19 protein-coding genes, 2 tRNA genes and 2 rRNA genes are annotated in these 22,933 nt (G+C 54.0%); 12 read left to right on the top strand and 11 right to left on the bottom strand.

All coding sequences use genetic code 11. The features are described 5' to 3' along the window. Positions 1–11: 11 nt before the first annotated feature. The 3 genes from M8Q36_RS10390 to xni all read left to right on the top strand — a co-directional run bounded on the left by M8Q36_RS10390 (position 12) and on the right by xni (position 3,589). Complete coding sequence (locus tag M8Q36_RS10390; protein ID WP_020456649.1) at positions 12–1,301, top strand: HAAAP family serine/threonine permease; 1,290 nt, start codon at positions 12–14, stop codon at positions 1,299–1,301. Positions 1,302–1,359: 58 nt separating this feature from the next. After that, complete coding sequence (locus tag M8Q36_RS10385) at positions 1,360–2,727, top strand: L-serine ammonia-lyase (protein ID WP_249880814.1); 1,368 nt, start codon at positions 1,360–1,362, stop codon at positions 2,725–2,727. Between the two features lie 109 nt (positions 2,728–2,836). Beyond that, on the top strand, positions 2,837–3,589 hold the full coding sequence (gene xni, locus M8Q36_RS10380) for a flap endonuclease Xni (RefSeq protein ID WP_249880813.1): 753 nt from the start codon (positions 2,837–2,839) through the stop codon (positions 3,587–3,589). A 35-nt stretch (positions 3,590–3,624) separates the two neighbouring features. Here xni and puuE read toward each other — a convergent pair whose 3' ends face one another. From puuE to M8Q36_RS10365, 3 genes are read right to left on the bottom strand one after another with little or no spacing between them, the layout of a single operon-like run. Continuing rightward, positions 3,625–4,566 (bottom strand): allantoinase PuuE, encoded by a 942-nt coding sequence (puuE, locus tag M8Q36_RS10375; protein WP_249880812.1) that lies wholly within the window; start codon positions 4,564–4,566, stop codon positions 3,625–3,627. 29 nt (positions 4,567–4,595) lie between these two features. After that, complete coding sequence (locus tag M8Q36_RS10370; protein ID WP_249880811.1) at positions 4,596–5,333, bottom strand: aspartate/glutamate racemase family protein; 738 nt, start codon at positions 5,331–5,333, stop codon at positions 4,596–4,598. Next, positions 5,333–6,049 carry a GntR family transcriptional regulator gene (locus M8Q36_RS10365; RefSeq protein WP_249880810.1) on the bottom strand — a complete coding sequence of 239 codons (717 nt, stop codon included), beginning with the start codon at positions 6,047–6,049 and terminating at the stop codon, positions 5,333–5,335. Before M8Q36_RS10365 ends, M8Q36_RS10370 begins: the two co-directional genes overlap by 1 nt. A gap of 146 nt (positions 6,050–6,195) precedes the next feature. On the opposite strand from M8Q36_RS10365, the gene M8Q36_RS10360 reads away from it, so the two are divergent. Beyond that, positions 6,196–7,668 (top strand): NCS1 family nucleobase:cation symporter-1, encoded by a 1,473-nt coding sequence (locus M8Q36_RS10360; protein WP_249880809.1) that lies wholly within the window; start codon positions 6,196–6,198, stop codon positions 7,666–7,668. Between the two features lie 46 nt (positions 7,669–7,714). Here the strand turns inward: M8Q36_RS10360 and M8Q36_RS10355 are convergent. Together M8Q36_RS10355 and dnaQ are read right to left on the bottom strand one after the other, a co-directional pair. Next, a tRNA-Asp gene (locus M8Q36_RS10355) sits at positions 7,715–7,791 on the bottom strand. 135 nt (positions 7,792–7,926) lie between these two features. Further along, positions 7,927–8,658, bottom strand: a complete 732-nt coding sequence (gene dnaQ, locus M8Q36_RS10350) for a DNA polymerase III subunit epsilon (protein WP_249880808.1) — start codon at positions 8,656–8,658, stop codon at positions 7,927–7,929. Between the two features lie 52 nt (positions 8,659–8,710). Here dnaQ and rnhA point away from each other — a divergent pair, with 52 nt between their 5' ends. After that, complete coding sequence (gene rnhA, locus M8Q36_RS10345) at positions 8,711–9,178, top strand: ribonuclease HI (protein WP_017458724.1); 468 nt, start codon at positions 8,711–8,713, stop codon at positions 9,176–9,178. Here rnhA and M8Q36_RS10340 read toward each other — a convergent pair. Further along, on the bottom strand, positions 9,175–9,882 hold the full coding sequence (locus tag M8Q36_RS10340) for a class I SAM-dependent methyltransferase (RefSeq protein WP_249880806.1): 708 nt from the start codon (positions 9,880–9,882) through the stop codon (positions 9,175–9,177). The two genes, rnhA and M8Q36_RS10340, sit on opposite strands and share 4 nt — an antisense overlap. A 33-nt stretch (positions 9,883–9,915) precedes the next feature. On the opposite strand from M8Q36_RS10340, the gene gloB reads away from it, so the two are divergent. Further along, positions 9,916–10,671, top strand: coding sequence for a hydroxyacylglutathione hydrolase (gene gloB, locus M8Q36_RS10335; protein WP_249880805.1), 756 nt, complete (start codon positions 9,916–9,918; stop codon positions 10,669–10,671). 74 nt (positions 10,672–10,745) lie between these two features. Then, complete coding sequence (gene mltD, locus M8Q36_RS10330; RefSeq protein WP_193821830.1) at positions 10,746–12,116, top strand: murein transglycosylase D; 1,371 nt, start codon at positions 10,746–10,748, stop codon at positions 12,114–12,116. A gap of 62 nt (positions 12,117–12,178) precedes the next feature. Here the strand turns inward: mltD and M8Q36_RS10325 are convergent, their stop codons facing one another. After that, on the bottom strand, positions 12,179–12,976 hold the full coding sequence (locus M8Q36_RS10325) for an endonuclease/exonuclease/phosphatase family protein (RefSeq protein ID WP_045513363.1): 798 nt from the start codon (positions 12,974–12,976) through the stop codon (positions 12,179–12,181). A gap of 230 nt (positions 12,977–13,206) precedes the next feature. Between M8Q36_RS10325 and yafC the strand changes: the two genes are divergently transcribed. After that, positions 13,207–14,094 (top strand): DNA-binding transcriptional regulator YafC, encoded by an 888-nt coding sequence (yafC, locus tag M8Q36_RS10320; protein ID WP_249880804.1) that lies wholly within the window; start codon positions 13,207–13,209, stop codon positions 14,092–14,094. A gap of 37 nt (positions 14,095–14,131) precedes the next feature. Here the strand turns inward: yafC and dkgB are convergent, their stop codons facing one another. Beyond that, positions 14,132–14,935 carry a 2,5-didehydrogluconate reductase DkgB gene (gene dkgB / locus M8Q36_RS10315; protein ID WP_097401331.1) on the bottom strand — a complete coding sequence of 268 codons (804 nt, stop codon included), beginning with the start codon at positions 14,933–14,935 and terminating at the stop codon, positions 14,132–14,134. A gap of 202 nt (positions 14,936–15,137) precedes the next feature. Here dkgB and M8Q36_RS10310 point away from each other — a divergent pair, with 202 nt between their 5' ends. Genes M8Q36_RS10310 through fabF form a run of 4 tightly spaced genes read left to right on the top strand, consistent with a single transcriptional unit; the run spans position 15,138 to position 19,575 of the window. Continuing rightward, positions 15,138–15,692, top strand: coding sequence for a winged helix-turn-helix transcriptional regulator (locus M8Q36_RS10310; RefSeq protein WP_249880803.1), 555 nt, complete (start codon positions 15,138–15,140; stop codon positions 15,690–15,692). Beyond that, complete coding sequence (locus tag M8Q36_RS10305) at positions 15,679–16,722, top strand: HlyD family secretion protein (protein ID WP_249882751.1); 1,044 nt, start codon at positions 15,679–15,681, stop codon at positions 16,720–16,722. The genes M8Q36_RS10310 and M8Q36_RS10305 overlap by 14 nt, the downstream gene beginning before the upstream one ends. Further along, positions 16,719–18,281 carry a DHA2 family efflux MFS transporter permease subunit gene (locus M8Q36_RS10300; protein WP_249880802.1) on the top strand — a complete coding sequence of 521 codons (1,563 nt, stop codon included), beginning with the start codon at positions 16,719–16,721 and terminating at the stop codon, positions 18,279–18,281. The genes M8Q36_RS10305 and M8Q36_RS10300 overlap by 4 nt, the downstream gene beginning before the upstream one ends. 19 nt (positions 18,282–18,300) lie before the next feature. Next, the gene (gene fabF, locus M8Q36_RS10295) at positions 18,301–19,575 is read left to right on the top strand and encodes a beta-ketoacyl-ACP synthase II (protein ID WP_249882750.1); all 1,275 of its coding nucleotides are present in this window, start codon (positions 18,301–18,303) and stop codon (positions 19,573–19,575) included. Positions 19,576–19,666: 91 nt separating this feature from the next. Here the strand turns inward: fabF and M8Q36_RS10290 are convergent. The 3 genes from M8Q36_RS10290 to M8Q36_RS10280 form a co-directional block, all read right to left on the bottom strand. Further along, a tRNA-Asp gene (locus M8Q36_RS10290) sits at positions 19,667–19,743 on the bottom strand. Positions 19,744–19,798: 55 nt separating this feature from the next. Then, positions 19,799–19,914: ribosomal RNA gene (gene rrf / locus M8Q36_RS10285) — 5S ribosomal RNA — on the bottom strand. Between the two features lie 91 nt (positions 19,915–20,005). Further along, positions 20,006–22,911: ribosomal RNA gene (locus tag M8Q36_RS10280) — 23S ribosomal RNA — on the bottom strand. Positions 22,912–22,933 lie beyond the last annotated feature (22 nt).

The raw sequence follows: 22,933 nt of genomic DNA, 5'->3' as shown, positions 1-22,933 counted from the left end.
GAGATTTATAAATGGAAACCACTCAAACCAGTACGCTGGCCACATCGGCTACACGAAGTTCATGGCGCAAAACGGATACCATGTGGATGCTGGGCCTGTACGGTACTGCCATCGGCGCTGGTGTACTGTTCCTGCCAATTAACGCCGGTGTTGGCGGTTTAATTCCGCTGATCATCATGGCCATCCTCGCTTTCCCAATGACTTACTTCGCACACCGCGGTCTGACTCGCTTTGTGCTGTCGGGTAAAAACCCGGGTGAAGACATCACCGAGGTGGTTGAAGAGCACTTCGGTATCGGCGCGGGTAAACTGATTACCCTGCTCTACTTCTTCGCTATCTACCCGATCCTGCTGGTCTACAGCGTGGCGATCACCAACACCGTTGACAGCTTCATGACCCACCAGTTGGGTATGACGCCGCCGCCGCGCGCCATTCTGTCGCTGATCCTGATTGTCGGCATGATGACCATCGTGCGTTTTGGCGAGCAGATGATTGTAAAAGCGATGAGTATTCTGGTGTTCCCGTTTGTTATCGCCCTGATGTTGCTGGCGGTTTACCTGATCCCGCAGTGGAACGGTGCAGCACTCGACACGCTGTCTTTGAACAGCACTTCCGCAACCGGTAACGGCCTGTGGATGACCTTGTGGCTGGCTATTCCGGTGATGGTGTTCTCCTTTAACCACTCGCCGATCATCTCCTCGTTTGCGGTGGCAAAACGTGAAGAGTACGGCAACGAAGCAGAGAGCAAATGTTCACGTATTCTGGCGTTCGCACACATCATGATGGTGCTGACGGTAATGTTCTTCGTGTTCAGCTGCGTACTGAGCCTTTCTCCGGCTGATCTGGCGTCGGCGAAACAGCAGAACATCTCGATTCTCTCTTACCTGGCAAACCACTTTAACGCACCGATCATCGCCTGGATGGCACCGATCATCGCGATGATCGCCATCACCAAATCTTTCCTCGGCCACTATCTGGGTGCGCGTGAAGGCTTCAACGGTATGGTGATCAAGTCCCTGCGTGGCAAAGGTAAAAGCATCGAAATCAACAAGCTGAACCGCATTACCGCGCTGTTTATGCTGCTGACCACCTGGGCTGTAGCAACCTGGAACCCGAGCATCCTCGGAATGATTGAAACTCTGGGCGGCCCGATTATCGCGATGATCCTGTTCCTGATGCCGATGTACGCCATCGCCAAAGTACCGGCAATGCGTAAATACAGCGGTAAAATCAGCAACATCTTCATTGTTATCATGGGCCTTATCGCTATCTCCGCGATCTTCTACTCTCTGTTCAGCTAATCTCTTTCGCGCCGCTCGCCATGGGCGGCGCGACTCTCATTGCAATGGATAATGCGTCATGATCAGCGTATTCGATATTTTCAAAATCGGCATTGGCCCTTCCAGCTCGCACACCGTTGGCCCAATGAAAGCCGGTAAACAATTCACTGACGATCTGATTGCTCGCAGCATGCTGCACGACGTGACCCGTGTGGTGGTAGACGTTTACGGTTCCCTCTCACTGACAGGTAAAGGGCACCACACCGATATCGCTATCATTATGGGTCTGGCGGGTAACCTGCCGGATAGCGTCGATATCGATGCTATTCCAGGATTTATTCAGGACGTAAACACGCACGGCCGCCTGCTGCTGGCTAACGGCGAGCACGAAGTCGAGTTTCCGGTCGATCAATGCATGAACTTCCATGCCGATAACCTCTCGCTGCATGAGAACGGCATGCGTATTACCGCGCTCGCGGGCAACAGGGTTCTCTATAGCCAGACCTATTACTCGATCGGCGGCGGTTTTATTGTCGACGAAGAACATTTTGGTCAGACCAACAACGCGCCTGTCGCCGTACCTTATCCGTACAAAAATGCGGCGGATCTGCAACGTCACTGTCAGGAAACCGGGCTTTCACTCTCTGGTCTGATGATGAAGAACGAACTGGCGCTGCACAGCAAAGAGGAGCTGGAACAGCACCTCGCGCGCGTCTGGGAAGTGATGCAGGGCGGTATTGAGCGCGGAATTACCACCGAAGGCGTGTTGCCGGGCAAATTACGCGTTCCGCGCCGCGCCGCTGCGCTGCGCCGTATGCTGGTCAGCAGTGATAACACCAGTAAAGATCCGATGCAGGTCGTCGACTGGATCAACATGTTTGCGCTGGCGGTTAACGAAGAGAACGCCGCCGGTGGTCGCGTGGTGACTGCGCCAACCAATGGCGCGTGCGGCATTGTGCCGGCAGTACTGGCTTATTACGACAAGTTTATTCGTCAGGTGAACGCGAATTCACTGGCTCGCTATCTGCTGGTCGCCAGCGCGATTGGCTCGCTCTATAAAATGAACGCCTCCATCTCCGGCGCGGAAGTAGGCTGCCAGGGCGAAGTGGGTGTTGCCTGTTCGATGGCCGCCGCAGGCCTTGCGGAACTGCTCGGCGCAAGCCCGGCGCAGGTCTGCATCGCGGCGGAAATCGGTATGGAACACAATCTCGGTCTGACTTGCGATCCGGTCGCAGGCCAGGTACAGGTGCCGTGCATCGAGCGCAACGCCATTGCGTCGGTAAAAGCGGTGAACGCTGCGCGTATGGCGTTGCGCCGTACCAGCGAGCCGCGCGTCTGCCTGGATAAAGTCATCGAAACCATGTACGAAACCGGGAAAGATATGAACGCCAAGTACCGCGAAACCTCACGCGGTGGGCTGGCGATGAAGATCGTGACCTGCGATTAAGCCCTGCCAGATGCCTCGTTTTGCGAGGCATCTTCCTGATTATCCCCCGCTTCATAGCCTCACGCCGCACGCGATGTTACCCTTAGGCACGATTTCAAGGAGGGTATCTGTGGCTCATCTGTTAATTGTCGACGCGCTTAATCTTATCCGCCGGATCCACGCGGTGCAGGGATCGCCCTGTGTAGACACCTGTCTTCACGCGCTGGAACAGCTTGTGGTTCACAGCCAGCCGACGCACGCCGTGGCGGTGTTTGATGATGAGGCTCGCAGCCAGGGCTGGCGTCACCAGTTATTACCCGACTATAAAGCCGGACGACCGCCCATGCCGGAGACGCTGCATGCCGAGATGCCCGCTTTGCGTAGCGCTTTTGAACAGCGCGGCATTCGTTGCTGGGCCACGCCGGGTAACGAAGCGGACGATCTTGCCGCGACGCTGGCGGTGAAAATGGCGCAGGCCGGACAGCAGGCGACAATTGTTTCCACGGACAAAGGCTATTGCCAGTTGCTTTCCCCGACCATTCGTATCCGCGATTATTTCCAGAAACGCTGGCTGGATGCGCCCTTTATCGCCCAGGAATATGGCGTCACGCCGGAACAATTGCCGGATTACTGGGGGCTGGCGGGGATCAGCAGCTCTAAGGTGCCAGGCGTTGCCGGTATTGGCCCGAAAAGCGCAACCCAACTGTTAAACACCTTCCCGACGCTGGAAGTGTTGTACGAGAATCTTGCGGACGTGCCGGAAAAGTGGCGGCAAAAACTGGAAGCGCATAAAGCAATGGCCTTTACCTGCCGCGATGTGGCGCGACTGCAAACGGATCTGCAACTGGATGGCAACTTACAGCAGCTCCGACTCACACGCTGAAAAAGCCCGCACGGTGGCGGGTCATTCGCCTTGCTTCAGCCCTTATAGGGATGGTGCTTTAGCCAATGCTCGGCGATATCCTGGCGACGGCAGATCCAGACATCATTGTGGCTTTGCACGTAATCAAGGAAACGCTGCAGTGCGCGAAAGCGCCCAGGCCGCCCGAGCAGGCGGCAGTGCATGCCAATCGACATCATCTTTGGCGCATGCTCACCTTCTTCATACAGCACATCGAAGCTATCTTTCAGGTAGGTATAAAACTGTTCAGCGGTGTTAAAACCCTGAGCCGTGGCAAAGCGCATATCGTTGGCATCAAGCGTATACGGCACAATCAAATGCGGCTTCCCTTCTACCGAGGTCCAGAAGGGTAAATCATCGCCGTAATAGTCGCTGTCGTAGAGAAAATCGCCCTGCTCGACCACCAGCTTACGGGTGTTTGGGCTGTCGCGTCCGGTGTACCAGCCAAGGGGCTTTTTGCCAAACAGCGTTTGCAGGATTTCGATCGCCTGCTGCATGTGCTGGCGTTCGGTTTGAATATCAAGATCCTGATAATGGATCCAGCGCCAGCCGTGGCTTACCACGTCGTAGTCTGCCGCTTTGATCGCCGCGACGATTTCAGGGTTACGCGCCAGCGCCATTGCCACGCCAAAAACCGTGAGCGGCAGGCCACGTTGCTGAAAAGCCTGATGAATACGCCAGAACCCTGCGCGCGATCCATACTCGTACAACGAGTCCATCGACATATGCCGCGCGGGATAACTGGCAGCGCCAATAATATCCGACAAAAATTGCTCTGAACCCGCGTCACCATGCAGCACATGGTTCTCGCCGCCCTCTTCAAAATTAAGGACAAACTGAACGGCAATGCGCGCGCCGCCCGGCCAGCGGGCATGCGGCGGTTTTCCCGCATAACCTGCCATATCGCGGGGGTAGTCGGCGGTGAAATGCCAGAAAGGTTTGTCCGTTGCTGATTGCATGCTGATTCGACCTCTTTACGGGGCCGCTTTCAGCAAAGCTGTTCGAAACATCCTGAAAGCGGCTTTTTATTGGGATACGCGAGATCGCCGTATTTGCTGGTGCCAAGCCCCAGCGCGAGAAGGGATTCCACCATCTTCACCGCGGCCGTAACGCCGTCGATCACCGGCATGCCCAGCTCTTGCGTCAACTCGCTGGCAAGGTTCGCCATACCGCCGCAGCCCAGCACAATGGCGCCGCTGTGATCTTCCCGTTTGGCTTGTATACAACGTTCGCGTACCTTTTGCTGAGCAAGACCCGTGCCATCTTCCAGCGCCAGCACCGGTAAATCGATGGCATGCAGCGCGGCGCAGTGATGTTCGAAGCCATACTGGTGCAGTAAATGACGGGCGATAATTACCGTACGCGGCAGCGTGGTAACAATTGAGAACCGCGTCGCCACAAGCGTTGCCACGTGCATAGCCGCTTCGGCAATACCGATGACCGGCCCGCTCGCCAGCTCGCGCGCTGCCAGTAATCCGGGGTCACCAAAACAGGCAATCACGTGTCCTTGTGCGCCCTGGGTTTTACCCTGTTTGATTTGCTCCAGCACACCAATCGCCGCAATGGCTTCATCAAAATGTCCTTCGATTGATTCCACTCCCTGCGAGGGGCAACTGGCGAGAATGGTGGTGCCGGGCGACGCCACGCTGCGCGCCGCGCTGGCGATGGTGGCGGTCATTTCCGCGCTGGTATTGGGATTGATAACTTGTATACAAAACTGGCTCATCAGTGTTCTCCTGGCGCACCAAACAGGCGGGCAAAATCCGGTAATGTCTCGCCGCTGCGCTCAAAGCGAAGACTGGAAACAATATGATCAAAGTGGTGGGCCATAGCATCACTAAGCCCTGATAGATCCTTTTTACGCAGCAGCGTAATCAGTTGGTCATGATCGTCGCAGCGGCAGCCGCGCTGCCAGGGCGCGCCCCAGGCAGCTATCACCAGCGACGAACGCTGCGCCAGCGTGGTAATAATGTCAGTCACCACCGCATTACCGGAAATGGCCTGCAGCTGGATATGGAAAGCCGCAGAGTGGCGAATAGCCGCCGCGCCATCATGGTTTTGATGCGCCTCTTCTTCCTGCGCGATGATGTTTTCCAGCCCCGCAAGGTGCGGCGGCTGCAGATGTTCCAGCACCAGCGGCAGATTGGCGCATTCGATCATTTTCCGGGTAGTGAAGATTGCTTTTGACTCTTCAACGCCGGGGTTGGCGACAAATGCACCACGTCTGGGCGTCATGGTGATCATTTGCACCGTCGCAAGGCGGGTTAAGACTTTGCGGATCCCGGTACGGCTGACGCCAAAAACTTCCGCCAGCGCCTCTTCCGGCAGTTTACTTCCCGGCGGCAATTGATGTTCAACGATGGCGGTCATTAAAGATTGCCAAATGAGATGCTCTTTATCTTCCAGATCTGCAGGGGTTCGCAGCCCTATTTGCTGGTTCATAACGCCGTTCCTTTGTTACTCAATTCATCTATTTTTGTATACACTGTTAATTTATTTTGTATACAAAAAATTAAAACCTGGCCTGGTTAATGCAACGAGAGATAGCAGACAACACGTCACTATCTGTATTCAGAGGAGCAGAATCCATGCCAAACCTTGAACCAAATTACGATGCTCGCTATAGCCCACGCCTGACCAATGAAGATTTGGCGCCGACCCGCCATCAGACCTGGAGCTGGTACAATATTTTCTCTTTCTGGATGTCCGATGTGCATAGCATGGGCGGCTATGTGGTTGCCGCCAGCTTCTTCGCCTTAGGGCTTGCCAGCTGGCAGGTGCTACTTTGCCTGCTGTTGGGGATCTGTATTGTGCAGCTGTGCGCAAACCTGGTGGCGAAACCAAGCCAAATGGCCGGTGTGCCGTATGCCGTGATCTGCCGTCAGGCATTTGGCGTGTTCGGCGCGAATATCCCGGCGGTGATCCGCGGGCTGATTGCGTTTGCGTGGTACGGTATTCAGACCTATCTGGCCGCCAACGCGTTGATGCTGGTGATCCTGAAGTTTTGGCCTGCCCTTACCCCCCTGACCAACGGTCACTTTCTGGGCCTGTCGCATTTGGGCTGGCTCTGTTTCGGCATTATGTGGGTGTTGCAGGCGCTGGTGTTCTGGCACGGGATGAGCGCGATTAAACGTTTTATCGATATCGCCGGCCCGGCGGTATACGTGGTGATGATGGCGCTGGCGGGATGGATCCTCTGGCAAACGGGTTTCGATGGCATCTCTTTTACCCTCGCCAGCAAACAACTGACGGCAGGTGAACAAACCTGGCAGATGATCACCGCAACGGCATTAGTAGTTTCTTACTTCTCCGGCCCGCTGCTCAATTTTGGCGATTTTTCCCGCTACGGTAAAAGCATGCAGGAGATCCGCCGCGGCAACCGCTGGGGGCTGCCGTTTAACTTCCTGCTGTTTTCCATTGTCACAGTGGTGATTGTTTCCGGGACCCAATCGCTGTTTGGCAAGATGATCACCGATCCTATCGAAACAGTGAGCCATGTTGGTAGTAGCCTGGCGATGGCGATTGGCCTGCTGACGATGATCACCGCCACCATCGGCATCAATATTGTGGCGAACTTCGTCTCCCCGGCCTTCGATTTTTCTAACTGTTCCCCGCAAAAAATCAGTTTCCGTACCGGCGGGATGATCGCGGCGGTCGGATCGGTACTGCTGACGCCGTGGAATTTGTTCCAGTCTCCGGAGTTGATCCACTACACGCTGGATGTGCTCGGCGCGTTTATTGGCCCGTTGTTCGGTATTTTACTGACCGATTTTTATCTGATTAAACGCGGAAACGTGTTTGTCGACGATCTGTTTACCGATTCACCAAACGGGCGTTACTGGTACAAAAACGGCTTTAACCCGAAAGCAATTGCTGCGCTGGTGCCGTCGGTGGCGGTTGGGCTGATTATTAGCTTTATTCCGGCGCTGCATGAAGTGGCCAACTTTAGCTGGTTCATTGGCGCGTTCCTCGGGGCGGGATGCTACCGCTTTCTGGCGCGTAACGAACGCGAAGGTGTGAGCAGCACATTTACCGCCCAGCGCGTGGCGGCAAAGGAGTAGAAACGACGAAGGCCTGAATCATTGCTGATTCAGGCCTTCTGAATAGTGGCGGAACGGACGGGACTCGAACCCGCGACCCCCTGCGTGACAGGCAGGTATTCTAACCGACTGAACTACCGCTCCGCGTTGTGTTCCTGTTAGGGAACGAGGCGCATATTACGGATTGCACCTGGTGCCGTCAACGCTTTTTCCATCGTTTTGAATTGTTTGCTGCAAAAATCACCCGTGCGGCGATTTTCCTGCGTTAACAAAACGATTTTACCCGCGCCACAGGCAGCTTCCGCCCTTCTTCTGCACTAAATCGAGCCGTGATTCGTGGGCCATCAGCTCCTCATCACTGGCTAAAACCACGCGCAAGCGGCTTGCCTGGCGAACAACACGCTGGATCTCCGCATCGCCGGTTTGCGTTTGCCCTTCGCCTTCCATCGAAAATTTCATCGATGTCTGGCCGCCGGTCATCATCAGATAGACATCAGCAAGGATTTGGGAGTCGAGTAATGCGCCGTGCAGCGTACGTTTGCTGTTATCTATTTCATAACGCGAGCAGAGCGCATCGAGGCTGTTGCGCTTGCCGGGGAACATTTTACGCGCCAACGCCAGGCTGTCGGTGATTTTGCAAAACGTTTCGGTTTTTGGAATGCCACGGTTCAGCTTGCTGAACTCATAATCCATAAAGCCGATATCAAACGACGCGTTGTGAATGACCAGCTCCGCACCGCGGATATACTCAATAAACTCATCGGCGATGTCGGCGAACGTCGGCTTATCAAGCAGGAATTCGTCGGCGATACCGTGAACGCCAAACGCTTCCGGATCCACCAGCCGGTCAGGCTTGAGATAAATATGGTAGTTGTTACCGGTCAGGCGGCGGTTGATCACCTCCACCGCACCGATCTCAATAATCTTGTGCCCTTCATAGTGGGCGCCAATCTGGTTCATACCGGTGGTTTCGGTATCGAGGACGATCTGTCGTGTAATTGCTGTGCTCATAGCGGTCATTTATGTCAGACTTGTCGTTTTAAACACAGGAAGTCTACCAGAGATGCTTAAACAGGTAGAAATTTTCACCGACGGATCTTGTCTTGGCAACCCAGGTCCGGGCGGTTACGGGGCGATTTTACGCTATCGTCAGCATGAAAGATTGTTTAGCGAAGGCTACCGTCTTACCACTAATAACCGTATGGAACTGATGGCGGCTATTGTCGCACTGGAAGCGTTAAAAGAGCATTGCGAAGTGGTGCTCAGCACCGACAGCCAGTATGTACGCCAGGGGATCACGCAGTGGATCCACAACTGGAAAAAACGCGGCTGGAAAACAGCGGAAAAAAAACCGGTTAAAAATGTCGATCTCTGGAAGCGGCTCGATGCGGCGCTCAGCCAACATCAAATCCGCTGGGAATGGGTAAAAGGCCACGCAGGCCACCCGGAAAACGAACGCTGCGATGAACTGGCGCGCGCCGCCGCGATGAACCCAACGCAGGAAGATGTGGGCTATCAGCCGGAAAGTTAAGACTGGCGGGTCGCGCCAACGGTCTGGCGAACGCGGGGCTTGCTGCGGCTCTGCTTCATCGGATTGAGCGTCAACGGAATGGTGCGTTTGCGCGCGACGATGAGTTGCATACACCCCAGCGCAGGTAAATGCGTGCTAAGCAGTTTCCCGCCCTGTTTCGTCCAGGGAAGCACGCGAAAGCGGCTATAATGTAACACCTCGAAATTGAGCAACGATAGCCAGTCAAACTGGCGCATCAGGGTGAACATCCGGCTTTTTACCGCGGGTGATCGGCGCGCAAAAGGGACTGCTTTGCAAAGCCCAAGCAGGCTAATCGGGTTGAAACCGCTCATTACCAGCCAGCCGTCGTCAATTAACACACGATCCACTTCCTGCAATAACCGATGCGGATCGGTACACCAGGGAAGCGTATGCGCCAGCAAGCAGGCATCCACCGATTTCTCTGCGAACGGTAAATGCAGCGGATCGGCTCTCACCTGCGCCGGTTCGCCGCTGAGAGAAACATTGACCTGGTGGGAAATAGCGCAGCTTTCGGCATTGATTTCCGCGCTTAGATTGCCGATTTTAAGCAAATGAAAACCATACATTTTTGCAAACCACGGCTTAAGTTCTCCTTCCAGCGCTTCGCGATAATACGCGCCTTTAGGTAAATCGCTCCAGCTTGCAGGGGCGACCAATGTCTTAGGAGTCCTTGCCGGTTTCATCACAACCTTCCGCTACGCTTTGAGAGGTAATTTATGAATCTTAACAGTATTCCGGCGTTCCAGGATAACTACATCTGGGTGCTGAACAATGATGACGGCCGCTGCCTGATTGTCGATCCGGGCGAAGCCGCACCGGTATTACGCGCATTAGAAGAAAACCAGTGGCAACCGGAAGCTATCTTGCTCACTCACCATCACAACGACCACGTTGGCGGTGTGAAAGCGTTGCGTCAACATTTCCCTGATGTGGTGGTTTATGGGCCGGAGGAAACGCAAGATAAAGGAACCACACAGATCGTTAAAGAGGGGGACGTGATCTCCGTTTTGGGACATGATTTTTCCGTCTTTGCCACGCCAGGTCACACTTTAGGACATATCTGTTTCTTCAGTTCTCCTTATCTATTTTGCGGCGACACACTCTTTTCGGGTGGCTGTGGGAGATTATTTGAAGGGACGGCAAGCCAGATGTATCAATCCTTTTGTAAGATTAATGCGCTTCCGGATGATACGGTGATTTGCTGTGCACACGAATATACTTTAGGGAATATGAAGTTTGCGATCAGCATCTTACCGCAGGATCCTGCACTTAACGAATATTATCGAAAAGTTAATGAGTTACGTGCGAAAAATCAAAAAACACTCCCCGTAATTCTGAAAAATGAACGACGAATTAATTTATTTTTACGCACGGAAGACACTGATTTAATTGATGTAATTAACCAAGAAACAAAGTTGCAACACCCAGAGGAGCGTTTCGCATGGTTAAGGTCAAAGAAAGATAACTTCTGATATTTCCGGGTTGCCTTTTAAAGACGACGCCGTTATCATCGCTCGTCTTTTAAGCAACTACTATTGACACACACATGAAGGCAAAAGCGATCTTATTCGCCTCTGTCTTGCTTGCTGGGTGCCAGGCGTCTAACCATGACGGTACGGTACAACAGCACGCACAGAGCCTTTCTGCAGCTGGTCAAGGGGAAGCAGGGAAGTTTACTAGTCAGGCGCGGTGGATGGACGATGGAACATTCGCCGCCCAGAATAACAGTGACTTGTGGACCTCCATTAGCGACGAGCTAAAGATGGGAATTCCGGAAAATACCCGGATTCGCGAACAAAAACTCAAGTATTTAAGCAATAAGAGCTATCTCCACGATGTAACTTTACGGGCAGAGCCGTATATGTACTGGATAGCAGGGCAAGTTAAAAAACGTAACATGCCCATGGAACTGGTACTACTACCCATAGTGGAGAGCGCTTTTGACCCACACGCGACGTCTGGCGCCAATGCCGCAGGCATTTGGCAGATCATACCGAGCACCGGGCGAAATTATGGTTTAAAGCAGACTCGCAGCTACGATGCGCGTCGTGACATTGTGGCCTCTACCACGGCCGCGCTTGACATGATGCAGCGTCTTAACCGCATGTTTGACGGCGACTGGTTACTGACAGTCGCTGCTTATAACAGCGGTGAAGGTCGCGTGTTGAAAGCGATGAAAGCCAATAAATCGCGGGGTAAACCCACCGATTTCTGGTCACTTTCACTGCCGCAGGAAACCAAAATTTACGTGCCTAAAATGCTGGCTTTGAGCGATATTCTCAAAAACAGTAAGCGTTATGGCGTGAGTCTGCCAACACCAGACGAAAGCCGTGCGCTGGCGCGAGTCAGGCTGAGCAGCCCGGTTGAGGTCGATCAGTTGGCGGAAATGGCCGGGATTTCGGTGAACAAACTGAAAACGTTTAACGCAGGTGTTAAAGGTTCGACGTTAGGTTCAGCGGGTCCGCAGTACGTGATGGTGCCGAAGAAACACGCCGATCAACTGCGTGAATCGTTGGCATCCGGCGAAATCGCCGCCGTACAACCGACCCAGCTTGCGGATAACACCCCGCTGCAAGGCCGAAGCTACAAGGTTCGCTCAGGCGATACGCTTTCCGCCATCGCGGCGCGTCTCGGCGTGAGCGCAAAGGATATCCAGCAGTGGAATAACCTGCGCGGTTCGAACCTGAAAGTGGGCCAGAGTCTGACGGTAGGCGCAGGTAGCAGCGCGCAGCGTCTCGCCAGCAACAGCGATAGCATTACCTACCGCGTTCGCAAAGGTGATTCGTTATCGAGTATTGCGAAACGTCACGGCGTGAACATCCAGGATGTGATGCGCTGGAATAACGATACCGATAATCTGCAGCCAGGCGATCAGCTGACACTGTTTGTTAAGAACAGCGCCACACCGGATTCCTGATACAAACCGATAAAAAAGCACCGTTTCCCCCACGGTGCTTTTTTTTGCCCGTTTGTCCCCCCTCAAGCCGGTTTGCCTGGGGTAAACTCCACCAGCAGCGGGTTGTGATCCGATGCGCGCGTCACCAGCACTGACGCTTCCTGCACATTCAAACCCCGATAGAAAACAAAATCCAGCGGACGACCAAAGGCGCGGCGGCGATTGTCATCGGTAAAACGAACTTGTCGCAACGACATATCGCGCGTAAAGCGATAGAGCGCATTCATCCTCGGCCGGCTCCAGGCGTTGAAATCCCCTGCCATAATCACAGGTCCTGCGTGGCGCATAATCTGATCGCCAATTGGCAACAACTGCTTGCTGTAGACATCCACGCCCAGACTGAAATTCACCGCATGGACATTCACTACCATCAGGTTACGTAAATCAGGCAGCGGGTACACGGTGACCAACGCTGATTTCGCCAGCCGTAGAATCGGTTCCCGTTCACGTAGCGGGCAGCAATAGACCGGGTGCGCGGACGAAAGCGTCATGACGCCAGAGGGATGTTGCGGCAGTACAAACGCGGGAACCTGATCGGCAGCAAGATAGTTAGTAGTCGCAAACCTGACCAGTTCCGGTGTGGTTTGCGCTTCCTGTAACAGCACGAGATGCGCGTCTTTGCCAAAACTCTGCAGCACCGATAACCACTCAGCACGCTGCTGCTTAAAGATATTCCATACCAGCACGCGGATTTTTTCGTCGCTGCTTAAAGGCACACCTGCAGGCAACGCTTTGCCGATGCTCGCGAAAGACCCCGGCGGTAAAATTCGCTCCGCTGGCTGTCCGGCAACATATCGCATGGCATAGGTATTTTTTGGCACTTTCGGCTTCAAACCTCATTGATTTCCACACCCGGTTCCCGGGTGGTCATTCAGTTATAGGGATTTTAGCGCACACTTTCAACGCACAATCGGCAGAAAAACCACCGGTTATGGTTAGTGAGCGCTTATTAATGCCGCCAGCGCCGCGCGTGCGTGGCATCGCAGGCTTCAACATGGTTAAATAGCGTATGGATGAATAATATCGTTGCAGTGTTGCTACAGAGGCAATAATGAAAACCACCTCAGAAGAACTCGCGATTTTTGTGGCTGTTGTCGAAAGCGGCAGCTTCAGCCGGGCAGCGGAACGCCTGGGACAGGCGAACTCGGCGATCAGCCGTGCAGTAAAAAAGCTGGAGAACAAGCTGGGCGTCAATTTGCTTAATCGCACCACGCGCCAGCTCAGTTTAACCGAAGAAGGCGAACGCTATTTCCGCCGCGTACAAAGCGTATTGCAGGAGATGGCGGCCGCAGAAACAGAGGTGATGGAAACGAAATCCACGCCGCGCGGTACGCTGCGCATTGATGCGGCAACGCCGGTCGTACTGCATTTCCTTATGCCGCTGATTAAACCGTTTCGTGAACGCTACCCGGAAATCAACCTTTCTCTGGTCTCAAGCGAGACGTTTATCAATTTGATTGAGCGTAAAGTGGATGTGGCTATCCGCGTGGGGAAACTGACTGACTCCAGCCTGCGAGCCCGTCCGCTGTTCAAGAGCTATCGAAAAATTATCGCCTCACCGGATTACATCGCTCGCCATGGCAAGCCTGAAACAGTCGAAGAGTTGCGTAATCATGTGTTACTCGGGTTTACCGAACCGGTCTCCCTTAACACCTGGCCGATTGCTTCTGCCGATGGTCAACTGTTTGAAGCGACGCCGGATATCTCCTCAAATAGCGGAGAAACGCTTAAACATTTGTGTCTGAGCGGCAACGGTATCGCCAGTTTATCGGACTATATGATTGATAAGGAGCTGGCAAGTGGGGAACTGGTAGATTTACTGGCGGATCAGCGCCTGCCGGTAGAGATGCCTTTCAGTGCGGTCTATTACAGTGACCGGGCGGTGAGTACGCGTATTCGCGCCTTTATTGATTTTATCAGCGAACATCTGCCGCAATAACAACAACGGGAGCATTACGCTCCCGTTGAATTCTCGATTAATCCCACTTCGGCGCCAGGCCTTCCGGGCTGACCAGACGGTCATTGCAATCAAGCTTCGCGATTTCCGCTTTATCTTCCGCATCCAGTTTCAGCGACTGTGCCAGCAGGTTGCTTGCCAGGTTCTCACGCTTGGTTGAAGACGGGATCACCGCATAACCTTCGCCCATCGCCCATGCCAGAATTACCTGCGCCGGCGTAGCGTTATGTTTCTGTGCGATACGACCAATCACTTCGTCTTTCAGCGCCTTACCGTAGGCCAGCGTCATGTAAGAGGTGATATGGATACCGTGCTGTTTCGCCCAGTCAACGACTTTGCGGTTTTGCAGATACGGTGACAATTCAATCTGGTTAGTGGCGATGTTTTCCGCACCCACGGCGGCAATGGCCTGCTCCATCAGCGGAATGGTGAAGTTCGACACCCCAATCTGGCGCGTCAGCCCTTGTGCTTTTGCTTTCATTAGCTCCTGCATAGAGACATCAACCGCCACAGCTGCGCCCGGAGATGGCCAGTGAATCAGGGTCAGATCAACATAATCCGTGCCTAATTTTTTCAGGCTCTCTTTCAGGCTGGGGATCAGTTTGTCTGCGCCCAGATTTTCGGTCCAGATTTTGGTGGTGATAAACAGCTCTTCGCGCGCAACGCCGCTCTGAGCCAGCGCTTCGCCAATGGCAGCTTCGTTACCGTAGATCTGCGCGGTATCGATCACGCGATAGCCCAGCTCAAGAGCGTTTTTTACAGAAGCGATAACCGCTTCGTCAGTTAAACGGAAGGTGCCAAGACCAAATGCAGGGATAGCCATAAGAATTCCTCTTTCTGATTTCGTATTGTTTCGTTGCGCTGATTATTCCCCGCTTCAGTGAGGGGAAAAAGAGGCGAAAACGCAGAGGTTTTTTGCCGGAGAAGCAAAAGTAAGGGATTCAGGGCGCAAAGATAGTCACTTGCATTTTGAAAGTCACTATGTCACCGTAAGCGCAGAATCTAACTAGTAACCGGGTCAGACCATGAAAAATGAACCGCTTTGCAACGCTCCCTGCCCCATCGCCCGTAGCTTAGGCCGCATTGGTGACAGCTGGAGCATAATAATCCTGCGTGACGCTTTAGCCGGTTTCACACGTTTTGATGAGTTCCAGAAAAGCGCCAATGTCGCCCCCAACATTCTCTCTCGTCGTCTGAAAGAGTTGGTTGATGACGGGCTGCTGGAAAAAGTGAGCTACAGCACAACACCGCCGCGCTATGAATATCACCTGACGGCTCTCGGACGCGATTTTCGCCCGGTGATCCTCGCTCTGGTGGAATGGGGGAACCGCCACTTCTCGCCAGAAGGCGCGCAAATAGAGTTAGTCGAGCGTGAAACACAACGCCCGGTCGAAACCATTCTCATTGATAAAGCAACCGGCGAACCCATTACACCGGAGAAATATGCCCTGGTACCTGGTCCTGCGGCTGCACCGGTTATCCATTACCGCCACGATTATTTGCAACGCAAACGCACGGGCGATAACACGCAAAAATTCGCCCCGCTTCAGCATGTGAGCCGCAATGATGACGCTCAGTAAAAAGAAAAAGGCACTCACCCTGCTGCTGATAGCCGCAGCGCTGCTAGCCGTTGCGGGTTACGGCGTGTACTGGTGGCAAAGCGGACGATTTATACAGTCCACCGACGATGCCTACGTGGGCGGTGATATCAGCGCCATCTCCAGTAAAGTGTCCGGTTATGTCCAGCAGATTGCCGTTCAGGACAATATGCTGGTCAAAAAAGGCGACCTTTTAGTCCGCCTTGATGACCGGGATTACCAGGCTGCACTGGCGAAAGCCGTCGGTGAAGTCGCCGCGCAGCAGGCGGCGCTGGCTGATATCGCCGCGACACGCCAGTTGCAACTGGCGACCATTGAAGGCGCAACAGCATCGCTGGCTGCGGCCAAAGCGGTAAGTGATAAGTCAGCCAATGACAACCGCCGTTACGGCGCGCTGGTCATGTCCAGTGCCGTCTCTGCGCAGGTGCGGGAAAACGCGGCTGCGGATTATCGCCAGGCACGTGCGCAGGAGAGCAAAGCGCAGGCGGATAACGCTGTCGCCACGCGCCAGCTGGCCGTGCTTGATGCACGGGAAAAACAGACGCAAGCCGCGCTGCAACAAGCCCAGGCGAATCTTGAAATCGCGAAATTAAACCTGAACTATACCGAGATCCGCGCCCCGTTCGATGGCGTTATAGGCAATCGCCGGGCCTGGTCCGGCTCCTTCGTCGGCGGCGGCACGCAGCTGCTTTCACTGGTTCCCGCGGAAGGCTTGTGGGTCGACGCCAATTTCAAAGAGAGCCAGCTGGCTCATATGCGTCCAGGGCAACGCGCGACCATTGTGGCGGATGTCATGCCGGGTCGAACGTTCTACGGCCATGTTCTCAGCGTTTCCCCCGCGACCGGTTCCCGATTTAGTCTTCTCCCGGCAGAAAATGCCACCGGAAATTTCACCAAGATTGTCCAGCGTGTGCCCGTGCGTATCGCGCTGGAGGGCGAAGCGGCAAAACTCGGCATATTGCGCCCCGGTTTTTCTGTCATCGTTACCGTTGACGAAAAGAGCGCGCAATGAGCACCACCGATGCGGTACCGCTGCAACCGGGCGTTTCAATGCCGGTGAGTCAGAAAGTGTTTGCCTTCGCGACGATGTGTGTGGGGATGTTTATCGCCCTGATTGATATCCAGATTGTGTCGGCGTCGCTACGTGATATCGGCGGAGGGCTTTCTGCCGGCGATGATGAAACAGTCTGGGTACAAACCAGTTATCTGATTGCCGAAATCATCATTATTCCCCTCTCCGGCTGGCTGGCGAGGGTGATGTCCACGCGCTGGCTGTTTGCCGCCTCCGCCGCCGGGTTTACGGTGATGAGCCTGCTCTGCGGCTGGGCGTGGAATATCCAAAGTATGATCGCTTTTCGCGCATTACAAGGGCTGGCGGGTGGCTCGATGATCCCGCTGGTTTTCACCACCGCCTTTGCTTTTTTCCAGGGAAAACAACGCGTCATCGCTGCTGCGACGATTGGCGGGCTGGCATCGCTGGCACCAACGCTCGGCCCCACCGTCGGTGGCTGGATAACCGAGAACTTCAGCTGGCACTGGCTGTTTTATATCAACATCGTACCGGGGATTTATATCACCCTCGCCGTGCCACTGCTGGTAAAAATTGATACGCCAAATCCGTCGCTATTGCGCGGCGCGGACTATCTGAGCATCCTCTTGCTCGCGGTATCGCTGGGATGTCTGGAATATACCCTCGAAGAAGGCCCACGCTGGGGCTGGTTTGACGACAATACATTAGCGATGACTGGCTGGATGGCGTTGCTGTGCGGCATCTTTTTTGTTATTCGCACGCTACGCCATACGCAGCCGGTGATGGATCTTCGTGCGCTTAAGGACAGAACGTTCACGCTGGGCTGCTACTTCTCGTTTATGGCAGGGGTTGGCATCTTTGCTACGATCTATCTAACGCCATTATTTCTTGGCACCGTGCGCGGCTTTAGCGCACTGGAAATTGGTCTGGCGGTATTTTCCACTGGCCTTTTTCAGGTGCTGTCGATCCCGTTCTATGCGTGGCTTGCGAATCGGGTCGATCTACGCTGGCTGCTGATGGCAGGGCTGCTTGGATTTGCGTTGTCGATGTACAGTTTTATTCCGCTCACCCATGAATGGGGAGCGCAAGAACTACTGTTACCGCAAGCATTTCGCGGCCTGGCGCAACAATTTGCGGTTGCCCCGACGGTCACGCTGACGCTTGGCAGCCTGCCGCCGGCGCGGCTAAAACTGGCATCAGGTCTGTTCAATTTAATGCGCAATCTGGGCGGCGCGATTGGCATCGCCTTGTGCGGTACCGTAATTAATGACCGAACCAATTTGCACTACAGCCGCCTCGCGGATCATCTCAATAACGCCTCTCTTTCCGTAACGGAATTCGTTCAGAGCAACGTCAGCAGATTGGTTAGTCAGGGAATTTCACCCGATATCGCCAGCAGTGCTGCGCTAAAGAATCTTTCGGCCATCACGTTGCGTGAGGCCCGGACACAAGCGTTTTCAGATGCTTTTTATCTGATCATGTTAGGTTTTTTAATCGCTGCGCTGCTGGTTCCCTTAATGAAAAAACCGCAAACGGCATGAAATTTCAGGAGAATTGATGATGAGCGTTTCAACAAAACGCATCGTGGTAACAGGTATGGGAATTGTCAGCCCGCTGGGTTGTGGTGTCTCGCACGTATGGCAATCGCTATTACAGGGAAAATCCGGGATTTCCCGGCTTGCAGATAAGGTTGTCGATGATATTCCCTGCAAAGTGGCAGGTCAGGTTCCGTCTATTGAAGAGGATCCGCAGTACGGTTTTGATCCACTGGTGGCTATTCCCGCCAAAGAACGCAAAAAGATGGATCGTTTTATTGAATTTGCGCTGGTGGCAGCAAAAGAAGCCCTGACGCAGGCGAACTGGTTTCCACAGGATCAAGCGAAAAAAGATCGTACTGCCACGGTAATTGCGACCGGGATCGGTGGGTTTAACGAAATCGCCAATGCTGTGCGCACAACGGACGATCGCGGGCCTCGTCGACTCTCCCCTTTTACCATCCCCTCTTTCCTCGCCAATCTTGCTGCCGGGCATGTTTCCATTGCGCATGGCTTTCGCGGTCCCATTGGCGCACCGGTAACCGCCTGTGCCGCAGGAGCGCAGGCAATCGGTGACGCCGCGCGCATGATCCGTAGCGGTGAAGCGGATATTGCGCTGTGTGGTGGCAGTGAGGCGGCAATACACCGGGTGAGTCTTGCCGGTTTTGCGGCTGCACGAGCACTATCAAGCAGTTTTAACGACGATCCAGCGACAGCATCGCGGCCATTTGATCGCGATCGTGATGGTTTTGTGATGGGTGAAGGCGCCGGATTGCTGGTTATCGAATCGCTGGAACATGCCCTGGCACGCGGTGCTACACCGCTGGCAGAACTGGTGGGATACGGAACCAGCGCGGATGCGTACCATCTGACGGCAGGCCCGGAAGATGGTAACGGTGCGCGTCGCGCCATGGAAGCAGCTATTCGTCAGGCAGATATTACCACTACGGACATTCAGCATATTAATGCACATGCGACCTCAACACAGGTGGGGGATAAAGGAGAACTGGCGGCGATTAAGGGGCTTTTTGGTGACACTCCGGTTGCTATTACCTCTACAAAATCAGCAACGGGTCACTTACTGGGCGCGGCAGGGGGTATAGAAGCTATTTTCACTATCCTGGCTTTACGTGATCAGGTTGTACCGCCAACGCTGAATTTGCATCACCCTGACGCCGAGGCTGAAGGATTGCATTTAGTTGCGCTGACTGCGCAGCCGCTGGAGATGCGTTATGCCTTATCAAATGGCTTTGGATTTGGTGGCGTGAACGCCAGCCTGCTGCTGAAACGCTGGGAGTGATATACAGCAAAAAGGGCGCGATTGCCCTTTTTTATAGAAATAACAGACGAAAAAAAACCGCATCTCGTTAGAGATGCGGCTCTTAAATAAGTGGCGGAACGGACGGGACTCGAACCCGCGACCCCCTGCGTGACAGGCAGGTATTCTAACCGACTGAACTACCGCTCCACCGAATTTCTTTACAACCACCGGTTTAATGTCCCGGTTTCACTGCTAATTTGATGCCTGGCAGTTCCCTACTCTCGCATGGGGAGACCCCACACTACCATCGGCGCTACGGCGTTTCACTTCTGAGTTCGGCATGGGGTCAGGTGGGACCACCGCGCTAGTGCCGCCAGGCAAATTCTGTTGTCAGACCGTTCTCACGCCCTGACATAATCTGTATCAAGCTGATTTCATGTCTCTCACGCCAAAACATCTTCGGCGTTGTAAGGTTAAGCCTCACGGTTCATTAGTACCGGTTAGCTCAACGCATCGCTGCGCTTACACACCCGGCCTATCAACGTCGTCGTCTTCAACGTTCCTTCAGGAGACCTAAAGTCTCAGGGAGAACTCATCTCGGGGCAAGTTTCGTGCTTAGATGCTTTCAGCACTTATCTCTTCCGCATTTAGCTACCGGGCAGTGCCATTGGCATGACAACCCGAACACCAGTGATGCGTCCACTCCGGTCCTCTCGTACTAGGAGCAGCCCCCCTCAATTCTCCAGCGCCCACGGCAGATAGGGACCGAACTGTCTCACGACGTTCTAAACCCAGCTCGCGTACCACTTTAAATGGCGAACAGCCATACCCTTGGGACCTACTTCAGCCCCAGGATGTGATGAGCCGACATCGAGGTGCCAAACACCGCCGTCGATATGAACTCTTGGGCGGTATCAGCCTGTTATCCCCGGAGTACCTTTTATCCGTTGAGCGATGGCCCTTCCATTCAGAACCACCGGATCACTATGACCTGCTTTCGCACCTGCTCGCGCCGTCACGCTCGCAGTCAAGCCAGCTTATGCCATTGCACTAACCTCCTGATGTCCGACCAGGATTAGCTGACCTTCGTGCTCCTCCGTTACGCTTTAGGAGGAGACCGCCCCAGTCAAACTACCCACCAGACACTGTCCGCAACCCGGGTAACGGGTCCACGTTAGAACACCAGCCATTAAAGGGTGGTATTTCAAGGGCGGCTCCACGCAGACTGGCGTCCACGCTTCAAAGCCTCCCACCTATCCTACACATCAAGGACCAGTGTTCAGTGTCAAGCTATAGTAAAGGTTCACGGGGTCTTTCCGTCTTGCCGCGGGTACACTGCATCTTCACAGCGAGTTCAATTTCACTGAGTCTCGGGTGGAGACAGCCTGGCCATCATTACGCCATTCGTGCAGGTCGGAACTTACCCGACAAGGAATTTCGCTACCTTAGGACCGTTATAGTTACGGCCGCCGTTTACCGGGGCTTCGATCAAGAGCTTCTCCTTACGGATGACCCCATCAATTAACCTTCCGGCACCGGGCAGGCGTCACACCGTATACGTCCACTTTCGTGTTTGCACAGTGCTGTGTTTTTAATAAACAGTTGCAGCCAGCTGGTATCTTCGACTGATTTCAGCTCCACGAGCAAGTCGCTTCACCTACATATCAGCGTGCCTTCTCCCGAAGTTACGGCACCATTTTGCCTAGTTCCTTCACCCGAGTTCTCTCAAGCGCCTTGGTATTCTCTACCTGACCACCTGTGTCGGTTTGGGGTACGATTTCGTGTTACCTGGAGCTTAGAGGCTTTTCCTGGAAGCAGGGCATTTGTTACTTCAGCACCGTAGTGCCTCGTCATCACGCCTCAGTGTTAAAGTCCTCCGGATTTGCCTGGAGCACACACCTTCACGCTTAAACCGGGACAACCGTCGCCCGGCTAACATAGCCTTCTCCGTCCCCCCTTCGCAGTAACACCAAGTACAGGAATATTAACCTGTTTCCCATCGACTACGCCTTTCGGCCTCGCCTTAGGGGTCGACTCACCCTGCCCCGATTAACGTTGGACAGGAACCCTTGGTCTTCCGGCGAGCGGGCTTTTCACCCGCTTTATCGTTACTTATGTCAGCATTCGCACTTCTGATACCTCCAGCAACCCTCACAGGCCACCTTCGCAGGCTTACAGAACGCTCCCCTACCCAACAACACACAGTGTCGCTGCCGCAGCTTCGGTGCATGGTTTAGCCCCGTTACATCTTCCGCGCAGGCCGACTCGACCAGTGAGCTATTACGCTTTCTTTAAATGATGGCTGCTTCTAAGCCAACATCCTGGCTGTCTGGGCCTTCCCACATCGTTTCCCACTTAACCATGACTTTGGGACCTTAGCTGGCGGTCTGGGTTGTTTCCCTCTTCACGACGGACGTTAGCACCCGCCGTGTGTCTCCCGTGATAACATTCTCCGGTATTCGTAGTTTGCATCGGGTTGGTAAGCCGGGATGGCCCCCTAGCCGAAACAGTGCTCTACCCCCGGAGATGAATTCACGAGGCGCTACCTAAATAGCTTTCGGGGAGAACCAGCTATCTCCCGGTTTGATTGGCCTTTCACCCCCAGCCACAGGTCATCCGCTAATTTTTCAACATTAGTCGGTTCGGTCCTCCAGTTAGTGTTACCCAACCTTCAACCTGCCCATGGCTAGATCACCGGGTTTCGGGTCTATACCCTGCAACTTAACGCCCAGTTAAGACTCGGTTTCCCTTCGGCTCCCCTATGCGGTTAACCTTGCTACAGAATATAAGTCGCTGACCCATTATACAAAAGGTACGCAGTCACCCCATTAAGAGGCTCCCACTGCTTGTACGTACACGGTTTCAGGTTCTTTTTCACTCCCCTCGCCGGGGTTCTTTTCGCCTTTCCCTCACGGTACTGGTTCACTATCGGTCAGTCAGGAGTATTTAGCCTTGGAGGATGGTCCCCCCATATTCAGACAGGATACCACGTGTCCCGCCCTACTCATCGAGCTCACAACCTGTGCATTTTTGTGTACGGGGCTGTCACCCTGTATCGCGCGACTTTCCAGACGCTTCCACTAACACACAAGCTGATTCAGGCTCTGGGCTGCTCCCCGTTCGCTCGCCGCTACTGGGGGAATCTCGGTTGATTTCTTTTCCTCGGGGTACTTAGATGTTTCAGTTCCCCCGGTTCGCCTCATTAACCTATGGATTCAGTTAATGATAGTGTGACGAGTCACACTGGGTTTCCCCATTCGGATATCGCCGGCTATAACGGTTCATATCACCTTACCGGCGCTTTTCGCAGATTAGCACGTCCTTCATCGCCTCTGACTGCCAGGGCATCCACCGTGTACGCTTAGTCGCTTAACCTCACAACCCGAAGATGTTTCGT

The sequence above is a fragment of the Kosakonia sp. R1.Fl genome, assembly GCF_023516815.1.
In the GTDB taxonomy this organism is placed as follows: Bacteria; Pseudomonadota; Gammaproteobacteria; order Enterobacterales; family Enterobacteriaceae; genus Kosakonia.
This window is presented reverse-complemented; position numbering and strand designations above follow the sequence as displayed.

Excerpts from the sequence above, each read along its gene's own strand:
- gloB (WP_249880805.1), top strand. The coding sequence starts at position 9,916 with ATGAATCTTAACAGTATTCCGGCGTTCCAGGATAACTACATCTGGGTG.
- fabF (WP_249882750.1), top strand. The coding sequence starts at position 18,301 with ATGAGCGTTTCAACAAAACGCATCGTGGTAACAGGTATGGGAATTGTC.
- yafC (WP_249880804.1), top strand. The coding sequence starts at position 13,207 with ATGAAAACCACCTCAGAAGAACTCGCGATTTTTGTGGCTGTTGTCGAA.
- M8Q36_RS10390 (WP_020456649.1), top strand. The coding sequence starts at position 12 with ATGGAAACCACTCAAACCAGTACGCTGGCCACATCGGCTACACGAAGT.
- M8Q36_RS10310 (WP_249880803.1), top strand. The coding sequence starts at position 15,138 with ATGAAAAATGAACCGCTTTGCAACGCTCCCTGCCCCATCGCCCGTAGC.
- M8Q36_RS10365 (WP_249880810.1), bottom strand. The coding sequence starts at position 6,049 with ATGAACCAGCAAATAGGGCTGCGAACCCCTGCAGATCTGGAAGATAAA.
- M8Q36_RS10360 (WP_249880809.1), top strand. The coding sequence starts at position 6,196 with ATGCCAAACCTTGAACCAAATTACGATGCTCGCTATAGCCCACGCCTG.
- dkgB (WP_097401331.1), bottom strand. The coding sequence starts at position 14,935 with ATGGCTATCCCTGCATTTGGTCTTGGCACCTTCCGTTTAACTGACGAA.
- M8Q36_RS10340 (WP_249880806.1), bottom strand. The coding sequence starts at position 9,882 with ATGAAACCGGCAAGGACTCCTAAGACATTGGTCGCCCCTGCAAGCTGG.
- mltD (WP_193821830.1), top strand. The coding sequence starts at position 10,746 with ATGAAGGCAAAAGCGATCTTATTCGCCTCTGTCTTGCTTGCTGGGTGC.
- rnhA (WP_017458724.1), top strand. The coding sequence starts at position 8,711 with ATGCTTAAACAGGTAGAAATTTTCACCGACGGATCTTGTCTTGGCAAC.
- M8Q36_RS10305 (WP_249882751.1), top strand. The coding sequence starts at position 15,679 with ATGACGCTCAGTAAAAAGAAAAAGGCACTCACCCTGCTGCTGATAGCC.
- M8Q36_RS10385 (WP_249880814.1), top strand. The coding sequence starts at position 1,360 with ATGATCAGCGTATTCGATATTTTCAAAATCGGCATTGGCCCTTCCAGC.
- M8Q36_RS10370 (WP_249880811.1), bottom strand. The coding sequence starts at position 5,333 with ATGAGCCAGTTTTGTATACAAGTTATCAATCCCAATACCAGCGCGGAA.
- M8Q36_RS10300 (WP_249880802.1), top strand. The coding sequence starts at position 16,719 with ATGAGCACCACCGATGCGGTACCGCTGCAACCGGGCGTTTCAATGCCG.
- dnaQ (WP_249880808.1), bottom strand. The coding sequence starts at position 8,658 with ATGAGCACAGCAATTACACGACAGATCGTCCTCGATACCGAAACCACC.
- puuE (WP_249880812.1), bottom strand. The coding sequence starts at position 4,566 with ATGCAATCAGCAACGGACAAACCTTTCTGGCATTTCACCGCCGACTAC.